This is a genomic window from Nonomuraea roseola (assembly GCF_039535395.1).
GTDB lineage: Bacteria > Actinomycetota > Actinomycetes > Streptosporangiales > Streptosporangiaceae > Nonomuraea > Nonomuraea roseola.
On sequence record NZ_BAAAXC010000015.1, the window covers coordinates 316991 to 329563 of the forward strand.

The 12573-nt window shown below is 69.2% G+C and carries 14 protein-coding genes, 1 tRNA gene and 1 pseudogene; 8 read left to right on the forward strand and 8 right to left on the reverse strand.

Annotated elements, in window-relative coordinates:
* The first annotated feature begins 96 nt into the window (after nt 1–96).
* On the forward strand, nt 97–834 hold the full coding sequence (locus ABFX55_RS24470; protein ID WP_346124632.1) for a MerR family transcriptional regulator: 738 nt from the start codon (nt 97–99) through the stop codon (nt 832–834).
* Entirely contained in the window at nt 834–1655 is an 822-nt protein-coding gene (locus ABFX55_RS24475) for a hypothetical protein (RefSeq protein WP_346124634.1), read from the forward strand. Before ABFX55_RS24470 ends, ABFX55_RS24475 begins: the two co-directional genes overlap by 1 nt.
* Nucleotides 1656–1659: 4 nt before the next feature.
* On the opposite strand, the gene ABFX55_RS24480 is transcribed toward ABFX55_RS24475, so the two are convergent.
* Together ABFX55_RS24480 and ABFX55_RS24485 are read right to left on the reverse strand one after the other, a co-directional pair.
* Nucleotides 1660–1830: a hypothetical protein gene (locus ABFX55_RS24480; RefSeq protein ID WP_346124636.1), complete on the reverse strand. Its 171-nt coding sequence runs from the start codon at nt 1828–1830 to the stop codon at nt 1660–1662.
* Entirely contained in the window at nt 1827–2177 is a 351-nt protein-coding gene (locus ABFX55_RS24485; RefSeq protein ID WP_183647815.1) for a hypothetical protein, read from the reverse strand. The genes ABFX55_RS24480 and ABFX55_RS24485 overlap by 4 nt, the downstream gene beginning before the upstream one ends.
* Nucleotides 2178–2268: 91 nt before the next feature.
* Between ABFX55_RS24485 and ABFX55_RS24490 the strand changes: the two genes are divergently transcribed.
* Nucleotides 2269–2793 (forward strand): hypothetical protein, encoded by a 525-nt coding sequence (locus ABFX55_RS24490; protein WP_346124638.1) that lies wholly within the window; start codon nt 2269–2271, stop codon nt 2791–2793.
* Between the two features lie 26 nt (nt 2794–2819).
* Here the strand turns inward: ABFX55_RS24490 and ABFX55_RS24495 are convergent, their stop codons facing one another.
* Entirely contained in the window at nt 2820–4295 is a 1476-nt protein-coding gene (locus ABFX55_RS24495) for a cobyric acid synthase (protein WP_346124640.1), read from the reverse strand.
* Between the two features lie 107 nt (nt 4296–4402).
* On the opposite strand from ABFX55_RS24495, the gene ABFX55_RS24500 reads away from it, so the two are divergent.
* Together ABFX55_RS24500 and ABFX55_RS24505 are read left to right on the forward strand one after the other, a co-directional pair.
* Entirely contained in the window at nt 4403–4651 is a 249-nt protein-coding gene (locus ABFX55_RS24500; protein WP_346124642.1) for a hypothetical protein, read from the forward strand.
* Nucleotides 4652–4663: 12 nt separating this feature from the next.
* Nucleotides 4664–5749 (forward strand): annotated as a pseudogene (locus tag ABFX55_RS24505) (MFS transporter); the annotation flags it as partial.
* Here ABFX55_RS24505 and ABFX55_RS24510 read toward each other — a convergent pair.
* Both ABFX55_RS24510 and ABFX55_RS24515 read right to left on the reverse strand, forming a co-directional pair.
* On the reverse strand, nt 5682–6710 hold the full coding sequence (locus ABFX55_RS24510; protein ID WP_379479108.1) for a cobalamin biosynthesis protein: 1029 nt from the start codon (nt 6708–6710) through the stop codon (nt 5682–5684). The pseudogene ABFX55_RS24505 and the gene ABFX55_RS24510 sit on opposite strands and share 68 nt — an antisense overlap.
* Nucleotides 6694–7476 (reverse strand): phosphotransferase, encoded by a 783-nt coding sequence (locus tag ABFX55_RS24515; RefSeq protein WP_183647829.1) that lies wholly within the window; start codon nt 7474–7476, stop codon nt 6694–6696. Before ABFX55_RS24515 ends, ABFX55_RS24510 begins: the two co-directional genes overlap by 17 nt.
* A 167-nt stretch (nt 7477–7643) precedes the next feature.
* On the opposite strand from ABFX55_RS24515, the gene ABFX55_RS24520 reads away from it, so the two are divergent.
* Nucleotides 7644–7772 carry a hypothetical protein gene (locus ABFX55_RS24520; protein WP_346124645.1) on the forward strand — a complete coding sequence of 43 codons (129 nt, stop codon included), beginning with the start codon at nt 7644–7646 and terminating at the stop codon, nt 7770–7772.
* A 66-nt stretch (nt 7773–7838) separates the two neighbouring features.
* Nucleotides 7839–7912: transfer RNA gene (locus tag ABFX55_RS24525), tRNA-Arg, on the forward strand.
* Between the two features lie 216 nt (nt 7913–8128).
* Here the strand turns inward: ABFX55_RS24525 and ABFX55_RS24530 are convergent.
* Both ABFX55_RS24530 and ABFX55_RS24535 read right to left on the reverse strand, forming a co-directional pair.
* Entirely contained in the window at nt 8129–9082 is a 954-nt protein-coding gene (locus ABFX55_RS24530; protein ID WP_346124647.1) for a site-specific integrase, read from the reverse strand.
* A complete protein-coding gene (locus ABFX55_RS24535; protein WP_346124649.1) occupies nt 9003–10028 on the reverse strand; it encodes an integrase core domain-containing protein in 1026 nt (341 codons plus the stop codon). Before ABFX55_RS24535 ends, ABFX55_RS24530 begins: the two co-directional genes overlap by 80 nt.
* A 464-nt stretch (nt 10029–10492) precedes the next feature.
* Here ABFX55_RS24535 and ABFX55_RS24540 point away from each other — a divergent pair, with 464 nt between their 5' ends.
* Nucleotides 10493–11023, forward strand: a complete 531-nt coding sequence (locus ABFX55_RS24540; protein WP_346124651.1) for a hypothetical protein — start codon at nt 10493–10495, stop codon at nt 11021–11023.
* 44 nt (nt 11024–11067) lie between these two features.
* Here the strand turns inward: ABFX55_RS24540 and ABFX55_RS24545 are convergent, their stop codons facing one another.
* A complete protein-coding gene (locus ABFX55_RS24545) occupies nt 11068–12081 on the reverse strand; it encodes a hypothetical protein (protein ID WP_346124653.1) in 1014 nt (337 codons plus the stop codon).
* Nucleotides 12082–12573: the final 492 nt, after the last annotated feature.

Consider the following 12573-nt stretch of genomic DNA (forward strand, 5'->3'; position numbering starts at 1 on the left):
CAGCCGGACGACTGTCATCTTTCGTCGCTTTGCTGCCAACGCGCAACGGCGTGAAGGGTTTGACCTTGACGTAACGTCAACGTGTGTAATGAGCCCATGAGGATCGGCGAGCTCGCCGCGCTGGTCGGGGTGTCCACCCGGACCGTGCGCCACTACCACCACCTGGGGCTGCTCCCCGAGCCCGAACGGCTGCCCAACGGCTACCGGGAGTACCGGCTGCGCGACGCGGTGCTGCTGTCGCGCGTCAGGCAGCTGGCCGCGCTCGGCCTGTCGCTGGACGAGCTGCGCGACGTGCTGGCCGACGACGCGGGCAAGGAGCTGCGCGAGGTCCTGGAGGAGCTCGACGCCGACCTGGCCAGGCAGCAGGCGGTGATCAGGCTCAGGCGCGAGAAGCTGGCCGAGCTCCTCCGCCTGGTGGACCTCAACCCCGACTCGCTGATCTCCCCCGACCTCACCACGGCGCTGCGCGACCTGTCATCGGGCGGCTCCAGGTTCGCCGCGCTCGACAGGGAGCTGCTGACCCTGGTCGGCACCATGGCGGGCGAGGAGGAGGTGCGCGCCCTGCTGGCCCCGCTCACCTCGCCCGAGGCCCTCGCCAAGGCCCACGAGCTCTACGCCCGGCTCGACGCGCTCGACGACGCCGAGCCGGGCGACCCCAGGATCGCGGCTCTCGCCGCCGATCTCGCCGACTACCTGCCCGCCGAGATGACCTCGGCGATGGCGGCCCACTCGGGGCCGGGGTCGGCGTGGCTGGAGGCGCTGACCGACGAGCTCAACCCGGCCCAGACCGAGGTGTTCAAGCTGTTGTTGCTCACCCTGAAGGAAGGAGTGTGATGCTCAGGTTCGCGCGCGCCGCGCTGTACACCGTCATCCCCGCCGAGCTGGTCCTCATGACCCTGCTCATCGCGGGCGTACCGCTGCCGACGCCCGTCCTGGTGGCCGGGGAGACCATCGTGATGCTCGTGCTCGCGCTGGAGGCGGTGACCGCCTACCGGCTGTTCAGCGCCTCGCGCAGAGCAGGGCTCGGACGGCGGGCCGCGCTCTCGGCTACCTACGAGCAGCTGGTGCCCGCGAAGGTGCGCAGGCTGCTGGAGTTCGAGCTGAAGGGCATGGCCAGCCTGGGCCTGTGGGTGGCCAGGCGGCGCCACGGGGTGCCGCCCGGCGCGACCGCGCTCTCCTACTCCAAGGAGCAGAGCACGACCATCCTGCTCGTGCTGTTCATGATGATCGTCGAGCTGGTGGCGGTGGACCTGCTGATGGTCGCCTTCGACGTGCCGGCCCCCATCCGCGTCGCCGTCCTCGTGATCGACCTGTACGGCGTGCTGTTCGGGCTGGCCTTCGGCGCGGCCTGCGTCACCAGGCCGCACGTCCTGACCGAGGACGAGCTGCGCGTCCGCTGCGGCGCCTACTTCGACCTGCGCATCCCCCGCGAGCTCATCACCTCGATGCGCGTCTCGCGCACCTACAACGAGAACGGCATGGTCACGGTCGCCGACGGACGGCTCAGCGTGGCGGTCTCCTCGCAGACCAACGTGATCGTCCAGCTGGCCGAGCCCATCACCGTGACCCGCCCGCTCGGCGCCAGGGAGTCGGTCACCACCGTCCGCTTCTTCGCCGACACGCCCGGCGCCGTCCTTCAGCAGACGGCCGCCTGAGCCGTCACGACGGCGGGCGGGTGGATCGGGCGGCGCGCTGCGCGTCCAGGCGCGCGGCGCGCTGCTCGCCCTCGTCGAGGTTGGAGTTGATCACGATGACAGGCTCGCCGTCGACCCACGTGATCAGCCACGCCTGGGGCCGCGGCAGCGGCCGGTAGACAGTGGGCGCGATCACGGGAGCCGCCCGCTCCGCACCCGCCTGACGAGATCGACCGTTCTGCGCCAGTCGTCTGCCTCGTGTCCCCACGAGGAGCGGGCCTGGCTCAGACCTATCAGGCAGGCAGAGCCGTCGATCACCACCGTCACCTGCTGGAACGGCCTGCGCGTGGGCGAGCGGACGGCGGTGAGGTACTCGGGAGGCGGCGGCTCGGCGGCCGACAGCTCCTCGATGAGACGCGTGGCGCGCCGCAGCTTCTGCCGGGTGAGCTCGAGATCGCGCACGAGCCTGTTGTGCCATTCGATGCGCTTGCTCGCCCTGACCGCACGCCGTGCCAGCTGGGCGATCGTGTCGCTGTCGTTCATGGGGGCCTGCCTGTCCTGGACAACGAGTGTCAGCGGGCGCCCCACATGCCCGTCAGGTGATTGAAGCACACGGTTTCCGTAGACTCCAGGGATGCGGCGGGTGAGCAGCACGGTGGTCGTGGTGACGGGAGAGCGGGCGACCGAGGTGGTCACGGGGCTCGAGGGGCTGCACAACGTGCGGACCCTGACGACGGGCGAACTCCTGCCCGAGCAGGTGACGGAGGCGGTGACCAGAGCCAGGGCCACCTACGTGGTCCACGACGCCGATCCGCTGGCCGAGGTCGGGCGCGCGTGGGCGGGTTTCTTCGACGGCACCGAGCCCGTCGGAGGGCTGGAGGTCGCTGTCGAGGAGACGCTCGCGGCGCTGCGCGAGGAGCGGAGGGTGCTGCCCGACTACTACGTCGTGCTGGAGCCCGAGGAGCTTCCCGCCACGAAGCGGCACTGGTGGCTCGGGGTGCTGGCGGGAGCGGCCCCTGCGCGGGTCGTGCCCTCCCCCTCGTCGGCGGCCAGCGTGGCGGGCACGCTCGGCAGGCTGGCGGCGGGGCGATGGTGGCCGCGCGACCTCGACGCCTGGCTGCGGGCGCTGCCCCGCACGATCCCCGACCGCATCCACTGACCGCCTCTCGGGGGCGGCGGCCGCGCTTACGCGCCCGGCGGCAGGAACGGCACAGGCCCTGTGCCGTTCTCGATCAGCCTGAGCAGCGCGTCGGTGTCGAGATGGCGCTCGACCAGGTCACCGAGGGCGTCGAGCCGCGCCTCCCTGAGCGCGGCGAAGCTCGTGGCCGGCGCGGGCACGAAGTCGCGGCCGGCGCGCGCGGCCACGTCCGTCAGGAACGCGCGGCGGAAGCCGTCGTTCTCCAGCGCGCCGTGCCACGTCGTGCCGTACACCGCGCCGACCCTGCACCCGTCGAGGAACGGCTCGCCGCCCTCCACCGTGGCGACGCCGTGGTGGATCTCGTAGGCGGAGACCGGGTGCCCGTACTCCTCGCCGGTGGGCCTGGCCAGGCGCTTGTCCCTGGCGAACGTGACGTGCACCGGCAGCAGTCCCAGCCCCTTCACCAGGCCCGCGCCCGACTCCACCTCGTCGACGATCTCGCGGGCCAGCATCTGGTAGCCGCCGCAGATGCCCAGGACCGGCAGCTCGCGCGCGACCAGGGCGTCGGCCAGGCCCGTCGAGCGCAGCCACGCCAGGTCGGCGATCGTGGCCCTTGAGCCCGGCAGGACCACCAGATCGGCGTCGTCCAGCTCGGCGGGGGTGGTGACGAAGCGCACCACCACGCCGGGCTCGCCGGCCAGCGCGTCGAGGTCGGTGAAGTTCGAGACGCGAGGCAGCCTGACGACGGCGACGCGGAGCGTCTGCCTGCCGTACGGCGTGCCGGTGACGGCGGGACGGTTGTCGAGGGCCAGGGAGTCCTCGACGTCCAGCCACAGCCCTTCGAGCCAGGGCAGCACGCCGTACACCTCGCGGCCGGTCAGCCCGCGCAGCGTGTCGAGGCCGGGCTCGAGCAGCTCGACCGCTCCCCTGAACTTGTTCACGACGAACCCGGCGATGTGCGCCTGGTCCTCCCTGTCGAGGAGGGCGACGGTCCCGTAGAAGGCGGCGAAGACGCCGCCCCTGTCGATGTCGCCGACCACGACGACCGGCAGACCCGCGGCGCGGGCCAGGCCCATGTTGGCGATGTCGCCGCGCCTGAGGTTGATCTCGGCGGGACTGCCCGCGCCCTCGCAGATCACCACGTCGTAGGCGGACCTCAGCCGCTCGAAGGACTCCAGGGCCTTCTCGCGCAGGAAGTCCTTGAGTGCGCCGTACTCCATGGCGTCGACGTCGGTCAGTGGCCTGCCCATGAGCACCACCTGGCTGCGGCGGTCGCTGCCCGGCTTGAGCAGGATCGGGTTCATGTCGGCGAGCGGCTCCAGCCCGGCCGCCTGCGCCTGCATCGCCTGCGCGCGGCCGATCTCGGCGCCGTCGGCGGTGACAAAGGAGTTGAGCGACATGTTCTGCGCCTTGTACGGCGCGACCCGCACCCCCTGCCTGGCCAGCCAGCGGCAGATGCCCGCCGTCACCACGCTCTTCCCCGCATCCGACGTGGTCCCGGCCACCAGCAGCGCACCCTTCACGCGGCCACGGTAGCGGTCCGTCTCCCGATACCTCTTGGCGCAGGCTGTGACTTCTGCCACTCTGTCTAGAACAAACTCCTAGAATACAATTCTGGAAAGGATGGGGCATGGTCGCGACCCGCCTGTTCGGCAGCCCTCCTCCGGCAGGGATCGACGCCGCCTCCCGCGCGCCCTACGGCTGGGCTCCGCTGATCGTGTTGTTCGTCGTCGGCCTGGTCGACCGCGTGGAGCACAACCTCCTGTCCGGCGTGCTGCCGCACGTGCAGGCCGAATGGGGCTTCAGCGACACCGCCGCGGGCTCGATCCCCACGGCCTCCGCGCTGGCCGCCGCCCTCGTCGCCATCCCCGCCGGCTAGCTCGCCGACCGCGTCAACAGGACCCGCATCCTCGCGGTCGTCGTGCTGCTGTGGGCGGTGGCCACACTCGGCTCCGGCCTGGCCGCCGGTTTCGCGATGTTTTACGCGATGCGCGTCTTCCTGGCCGCCGCCGAGTGCATCGACAACCCCGCCTCCGGCTCCCTGACCGCCGACTACTACCCGCCGGTCTCCAGGGCCAAGGCGTACGGCCTGACCAGGGTCACCACCTATCTCGGCGGCATCGGCACGCTGATCGGCGGCGTCCTGGCCCAGGCGTACGGCTGGCGGACCGCCTTCCTCGTCATGGTCGTGCCCGGCCTGATCGCGGCGTGGCTGTGCTGGCGCCTGCGCGAACCGGCCAGAGGACACCTGGACTCGCTCGTCGCGGGCGGCTCCACCCAGCCGGGCGAGCCCGCCGGAGTCGCAGAGGCCGCCGTGCCCGCCGAACTCAAGGACAGGCGCGCGGGACGCTTCCTCGAGGTCCTGCGCATCCCCACGCTGGCCATCGTCTGCGTCGGGCTGGCCCTGCTGACACTCGGCCTGGCCGGCATCTTCTACTGGATGCCCTCGCTCATGGTCCGTACGTTCGGCGTCGGCACCGGCGCGGCGGGCTCGGTCAGCGGCCTCATCACGATCGCGGGACCCGTGCTCGGCACGTTGATCGGCTCCAGGCTCGGCTCCAAGTGGCACGGCACCGTCAGGGGCGGCCGCCTGCTCGCGGGCGGCGGCGGCATCACCGCGGGCTCCGCGGTGCTCGCGGGGGCCCTGGCCATGGACTCCATGCTCTGGCTCAGCGTCCTGACCCTGGTGGCCAGCACGCTGATGTCGATCGCGATCCCGAACATGACCGCCTGCCTGGCCGACGTGGTCGGCGCGCACGCCCGCGGGCTCGGCTTCGCCGTCCTGCAGTTGCTGACGACGTTCGGCGGCGCGTTCGGCTCGCTGGTCGTCGGACGGATCTCCGACACCAGCGGCTCGCTCACCACCGGCATGTACGCGCTGATCCCCTTCATGGTGGTCGGCGGCGTGATCACGCTCCTGGCGCGGGGCTTCTACGAGCGCGACGCGGCCAGAGTGCTGGAGCAAGCACGGCGATAGCGGCGGCCGCGAGACTCACCGTCCTGGTGAGCCGCACCGCCCTGCGGATGTCGCGCACCTCCGGCCTGGACCCCTCCCCCATCTCCGGACGGTGCTCGACCCTGCTGCCGTAGACGTTGACGCCGCCCAGCGTGACGTCGAGCGCGCCCGCGAACGCGGCCTCGCACCTGCCCGCGTTGGGGCTGGGGTGACGGTGACCGTCCCTCCTGAGCACCCGCAGGGCGCGCCTGCTGTCAGGAGCGGCCAGGACGGCCAGCAGCCCGGTGATCCTCGCGGGGACGTAGTTGGCGACGTCGTCGAGCCTGGCGGCGGCCCAGCCGAAGCGTTCGTAGCGCGGGGAGCGGTGGCCGACCATCGCGTCGAGGGTGTTGACGGCGCGGTAGGCGAGCAGCCCCGGAACCCCCGCGATCGCGCCCCAGAACAGCGGGGCGACGACGGCGTCGGAGGTGTTCTCCGCCAGCGACTCGACCGTGGCCCTGGCCAGTTCGGGCGCTTCCAGCGTGCGGGGATCCCTGCCGCACAGGTGCGGCAGGCGCTTCCTGGCGGCCTCGATGTCCTTGGCCTCGAGGGCCTCGGCCATGTGGACGCCTTCACGGGCCAGCGTGGTGCCGCCCAGGACCGCCCACGTGGCGGCTGCGGTCAACCCGGTCTCCACCACCGCCCTGACCACGCCCGCCCTGCCCGATGCCGGACGCGCTGCGGGACCACCGAGTCGCGCAGGGGAGCCGCTCAGTACGCGTTCGGGCGCCAGGCTCGCCAGTGCGCCCAGGCCGGCCGCGGCGCCCACGCAGATCGCGACGTGCGCGACGCCGTTGGGGCGGGCGTCGCCGTACAGGCGCCGCTCCAGCGCCGCCGCCGCCCGCCCGAACAGCGCGACGGGATGCCCGCGCCTGGGGTCGCCGACGACGGCGTCCACGAGAACTCCGAGTGCGATTCCCGCGGACCTAGACGAGATGTGCATGAAGCTCATCTTCGTGGGTGTCGAGCCATGCCGCGGCCCGCCGGATGCGCTCGCCCGCGCCGTCCTCCCACAACCTCGCCCAGCCGCCGCCCTCGGCCGCCCTGGCCCTCATCACCTCGTAGGAACGGCCGAAGCGCAGCCTGGCCAGCGGAAGCAGGCGGCGGCGCGTGCGCGGCGGCAGGTCGTACGCCTCGCAGAACAGCCGCAGCCGCGCGCCGACGTCGACGTGGCGCAGCAGCGGATGCCTGTCGACGGGATCGGCGATCGGCGCCCAGTGACGCAGCGTGGTGACCACGTCGAACGCCCTCGTCGTGGGCCGCGCCAGATCGAAGTCGATGAGCGCGACGGGCTCGGCGCCCTGGAAGATCACGTTCTCGGGGGTCAGGTCGCAGTGCCCGATCACCTCGGGGACGTCGTCGTCGTTCGACCCGCCCTCCCACCGATGCCCGGCCAGCGGAAAGCCCTCGGTCGCGTCATGGAAACGCCGCAGCAGGACGGCCAGGGACCCGAGCGCCTCGTCCGTGACGCTGTGGACGGTCAGGCCCGCCGTGCCCGGAACGAAGGTGATGATCTCGCGACCGGTGGCGTCCATGCCTACGAGCCGCGGCGCCCCGTCGAAGCCGACCGCCTCGAGGTGGCGGAGCAGAGCGTGCACGGCGGGGCTGGAACGGCAGATGGGCCTACGCACCGTGTCGGCGATCCGCACCACTCCGTCCGTCACGTCCCCGCCCTGCAGAGGAATCTCGTGCAGGACCGTCGCGACCATGCCACGACACCTTAGCCCTATATGTGCGCCCCCCGCCTGGGGTTTTCGGACATTCCCGCTCACGTTGTGGATCGTTCCCGGCGCCTTGGCCGCTTCCACCGACGTTCGTCCGGGGCAGGGGAACCCGCGTCCACCCGGCCGGCAACCGGTCCCGCTCCGGTACCGCCATGGGCGAGGGGCGAGGCTTCGGCGGCATGACCGGCTTCGAGGTGTCCGAGACCACAACCCTCACGAAAGCCCAGTTCGGGGTGGGGTCGGTGTTCGGGGAGCAGCAGGGCGAGTGGTCGCTGAGCTGAGGGAGCGGCGTGACACGCAGAATCGAGTACGTACGAGCTCCCAGGATCATGCACAATTAGGCGGGAGCGCCCTTAGCTCAGCTGGATAGAGCACCGGACTTCTAATCCGACGGTCGCAGGTTCGAATCCTGCAGGGCGCGCTTTGATCATGGCGCTGACCTGCGGAGATGCATGTCGCACCAGCGATGCGGAACATAGTTCTAGCCGATCCGTGCTCGCGCGGTGCTCGCCCGTACCAACCCCGTACACACCATGATCATGATGCCATCTCACGCGTCGCTCAGCGGCGCAGCGTCAAGACGAACAGCCCCGTTCCGCCGTGAATCCGGCGAGACGAGGCCGTTCTCCCACTTCGGTTATGCGCGGAGATGCCTCAGCGCGCCCCGCTCCTCCTGATCGTCATCTCCCAGCAACAGCGCCGCGGTCTTCTCCGCCGCCGCCATCGCCACCTGCGGAAAGACCGAGGTGTAGGTATCGGCGGTGAAAGCACTGGAGGTGTGCCCGAGCGTCTCCTGGACCACTTTGATCGCCACGCCTGCGGCCAGCATCAACGAGGCCGCGCCATGCCGTAGATCATGAAGCCGGATCGGTGGTAGTCCCGCCAGGTAGGCCAGCCACAGGAACTGGTCGGACACGTGTTGCGGGTGCAGCCGATCCCCGTCGGACTGGGTGAACACGAAGCCGGTGCCTTTCCAGGCCTCCCCCGCCGCGAGCCGTTCTTCGCGCTGGCGCCGCTGGTGGGCACGCAGGATCGCGATCGTTTCGGCATCCAGGGCGATGGTGCGCATGGAGGCGTCGGTCTTGGGCCTGCCCTCGTGGATCTGTCCGGCCAGTTGCACGAGTTGCCAGGTGATGTTCGCGGTTCCGGTGTCGAGATCGACGTCCTTCCAGCGCAGCCCGCACGCCTCGCCTCGTCGTAGCCCTCGAAGCGTGATCAGCCGGTACAGGGCGAACAGCCGATGCCGGCTGGCTCCTTCCAGGAACAGCCGGGTCTGCTCAGGTGTCCACACCATCACCGGCGAAGGGCGCGGTACGCGGATGTAGGCGTCGATCGGATCGACCCGCCGCCCTCCACGCCGGAGCTTCTCCGCCCTGCGGTAGTCCTGGAACTCCTGATGCCAGTCGTTGACCCGGTCCCTGGTCCACACCAGCGCCTTGGGGCGGGTCTTGGCCGGCTGTAGCGCATCAAAACCCACGCGTACGGTCTGAGCGGGGGTTTCCCAGACCGAGTTATGCGGCTCGGCGGTACTCGCTGATCGCTCCGCCGAGTACCTTGCGGCGTTCGATCCGGCCTCCCATCGGTACCACAACGTATTCATCTTGATTGGGTGGTCGTTGCCCACGCGCTTGGTGAGGCCGATGCCGGTTGTAGTGATCGATGTACTCATCCAGGACCGTGCGCAGGTGCCGTTCACCGTAGATGAGCAGGCGGTCGGTGCATTCGGCGCGCACGGTACGGATCCATCGCTCGGCGTAGCAATTCGCCCTCGGTGTCCGCGGCGGCGTCTTCAACACCGTGATGCCCGCGGCGGCGAAGATCTCATCGAAGACGGCGGTGAACTTGGCGTCCCGATCGCGGATAAGAAAGCGGAACGACTCCGCTCGCTCGCCAAGGTCGATCAGGAGGTTGCGGGCCTGCTGAGCGGTCCACGCGCCGGTCGGATGGGAGGTCACACCCAGAATGTGCACGCGCCGCGTATGGACCTCCATCACGAACAACACGTACAGGCGCTTCAGAAAGATCGTGTCAACGTGCAAGAAATCGCAGGCAACAAGCCCCTTGGCCTGTGACCGCAGAAAGGCCCGCCAGGAGGTGTCGAGATTCCGGGGTGCCGGGCCGAAGCGACATAAGCGCAGGATGCGCCGCACGGTCGCCTCACTGACCTGGTAGCCAAGCCGCACCAGTTCCCCATGCACCCGTCGATATCCCCACCCCGGGTTCTCCCTCGCGAGACGGACGATCAAGTCCCGGATCTCCGGGCCCGTTCTCGGCCGTCCGCCACGATGCGGATAGGTCCAGGCCACTCGGAGCAGACGCCGATGCCACGCCAGCAAGGTCGCCGGAGTAACGAGCCGATGACCGCGTAAGACGGCCGGCAGCCACCGGGCCAACGCCGCGAAAACGGCCCGATCGGCCCAGTCCGGCTTCGGGCGGGCGACCTGACGCCGTAGCACCGCCACCTCTTGACGCAGCACCATGATCTCCACGTTCTTCGAAGCCTGGCTGCGGCCCAGCAACATCAGCCAGCCGAACACCCGAACCATGGTGAGGTAGAGCAGGCGAACAAGCACAAGCCGTGATCTTGTCTATACCGGCGAACTCAGTCAAACCGCAGCTCAGAGCCGTAACGACGGAGTTTTGACGCGGTACAGGCCCTTCCATGTGTTCAGGCTACGACGTGGGCCAACAGCCACCCACCAAGATCTCGAATTTTGTTCCGTTCGGAGTGAGGAGAGATCGTCCCTGTGGGGATTCTGTCTGCCTCTGGAAGAGAGAATCGCCTCACGGTGGAATGCCTATCACCCCACCAAGATCATCCGACTCTTGCGTCGGAAGCGGCGTCGTGAGCGGGTGCTACCGCCCCTCCGTGTCCATCTCCGTCACGACGGAGCTCCCACCCCGCACATAGGCGGGCCTGATGAATAGTCGTCGCGTGCGGCACCCAGGACCCACGACAATGTCGCCGATCTCCGTACCCTTGATCCAGGAAGGGGGCGCCATGTCCAAGACCCGAGGCGGCGACGGCCAGTTCACCCGCGACCCCGACACCGCGGCCCGCGACGCCGAAGCGTGCCGCCTCCGCACCCAGAACCTCAGCTACCAGGACATCGCCGACCAGCTCGGCTACGCGTCCAAGAGCAGCGCCTACGACGCCGTCCAACGCGCCCTCAAGGCCACGGTCCAGGAGCCGGCCGAGGAGCTCCGGCAACTGGAGCTGATGCAGCTCGACGAGCTCGCCCGCAAGGCCCGCGAGGTCCTGGAGCGCAGGCACGTCACCGTGTCCCAAGGCCGGGTCGTACGACTCGGCCAGCCGTTCATCGACGACGACGGGAACGCCGCGGTCGACGACGGCCGCGGCGACCCGATCGAGGACGACGCGCCGGTGCTGGCGGCGATTGACCGCATGCTGAAGATTCAGGAGCGGCGGGCGAAGCTGCTCGGGTTGGACATCCCCGTCAAGCAGCTGGTGGGCGGCGACGTCACGGTGACGTACAGCTTCGAGGGAATCTCGCTCGACGACCTGAGGTAGCTCCCCTCGGTTAGTGGTCCAGGTGTCCCCGGCGACACCTCCCGCTAGCAGGCAGGGGATCCGCTTACGCTACGGCGCTCATGTATGCGGAGGATCTCCCCACAGACCAGGTAGGTGTTGAGGGCGCACCACTCTGCCTCTTCGAGAGCCAGCTCGGCGTGGACACCCTTACTGGAAAGCCGATCGAGCGTGGCGAAGCGGTCATAAACCCCGGCAATCATGGCCTCGACGGTCGCGGCAACACTGCCGCTGTCGATGGCCTGCTTGGTGTACTCCCTGAGCCGATTCCTGTACGCAGGGTCGTCAAGTTTGGCCCCGGTTTCCGTTGTTGCGCCCGGAGTTGGTGGATAGACATGATCGGCAACGGCCTTCAGGATCCTCCGGCACGAGGTGATGGCCTGGGAAAGCTCCTCAGCGACCGCAACGCCTGGCTGCCCGCCCGCTGCTTCGGCTAGCCGCCGAAACGCAACGTTGAACATGTCCATGAGGTGAGGCGCTTCCTGGGCAAGGAGCTGATCAACTCGCGCCCGCTGTGCCGAGAAGATCCGCTCACGGACGCCCTGGTAGCTCAATTGGCGCTCCCAGCCGCAGAGCGCCATGAACACCCTGTAGCGGACCGTGCTCCGTATCTCGTTGAACCTGCTGTCGATCCCGAGCTGTTCTGTCCACTGCCGATCACTGATCTTCTCGTCACCTATCTCGGCGAAGACGCGATCGAGAAAGTCCATGTGGTCGAGCGAGTGCGCGAGAATCGTGTCATCGCGAGTGCCCGGGCTTCTGCGGCGATCGGCGAGGTAGCCCTCAAGCGCCATAGAGGCGGGCCCTGAAGGGTCGTGCCAGGTGCCCGGGTCCGCCATGAGGCGTTGGACATCACGAATATTGCTTGTCTTGTCGCCACCGATATCTCTGAGCTCGTAGGAGAGCCGGATCGCAGTCTGCGTATCACCCACCAGGTTGGCGATGCGGATAGCCCTCCGCACATTGGCCGTAAGGGGACGGTCGTCGAATTCCTGAAGCGCCGTGCTGATCAGATCGCGCACGTAAGCGGTTGACGTCACGGGGTGATCTTAGGACTCGGCAAAGATCGGGGCGCATCCTTCACAATCTCTCCCATGGCCATAGCGCTCCAGCACCGCTACCTGCCGCGCGGCGCGGTGGCCGAGATTTTCCGCCGCAGCGACCCTGAGGTGCTCTTGTCTGGCCCCGCCGGGACCGGCAAATCCCGCACGGCGCTGGAGAAGTTGCACGCGATGATGCTCGCCAACCCTGGCGCCCGCGGCCTGATCGTCCGCAAGACGGACGGCGCTCTTCGAGCTGCTCCAGATTCGCCGGTTCCTCTGAGCTGGACCGCTACGCCCCGCCACGGGCCTCCGTACCCTGAGGTCAGGAAGGGAAGCCCCCATGACCAAACCCCGAGGCGGCAACGGCCGCTACACCGCAGCCCCGACACCGCCGAACGCGACGCCGAAGCCTGCCCCTCCGCGCCCAGAACCTCACCTACGGCGACATCGCCGAACGGCTCGGCTTCGCGTCCAAGAGCAGCGCCTACG

What these genes read in the sequence shown, in the direction of transcription:
- ABFX55_RS24470 (WP_346124632.1), top strand. Translation starts at nt 97, where the DNA reads ATGAGGATCGGCGAGCTCGCCGCGCTGGTCGGGGTGTCCACCCGGACC.
- ABFX55_RS24475 (WP_346124634.1), top strand. Translation starts at nt 834, where the DNA reads ATGCTCAGGTTCGCGCGCGCCGCGCTGTACACCGTCATCCCCGCCGAG.
- ABFX55_RS24485 (WP_183647815.1), bottom strand. Translation starts at nt 2,177, where the DNA reads ATGAACGACAGCGACACGATCGCCCAGCTGGCACGGCGTGCGGTCAGG.
- ABFX55_RS24490 (WP_346124638.1), top strand. Translation starts at nt 2,269, where the DNA reads ATGCGGCGGGTGAGCAGCACGGTGGTCGTGGTGACGGGAGAGCGGGCG.
- ABFX55_RS24500 (WP_346124642.1), top strand. Translation starts at nt 4,403, where the DNA reads ATGGTCGCGACCCGCCTGTTCGGCAGCCCTCCTCCGGCAGGGATCGAC.
- ABFX55_RS24510 (WP_379479108.1), bottom strand. Translation starts at nt 6,710, where the DNA reads ATGCACATCTCGTCTAGGTCCGCGGGAATCGCACTCGGAGTTCTCGTG.
- ABFX55_RS24515 (WP_183647829.1), bottom strand. Translation starts at nt 7,476, where the DNA reads ATGGTCGCGACGGTCCTGCACGAGATTCCTCTGCAGGGCGGGGACGTG.
- ABFX55_RS24520 (WP_346124645.1), top strand. Translation starts at nt 7,644, where the DNA reads ATGGGCGAGGGGCGAGGCTTCGGCGGCATGACCGGCTTCGAGGTGTCC.
- ABFX55_RS24540 (WP_346124651.1), top strand. Translation starts at nt 10,493, where the DNA reads ATGTCCAAGACCCGAGGCGGCGACGGCCAGTTCACCCGCGACCCCGAC.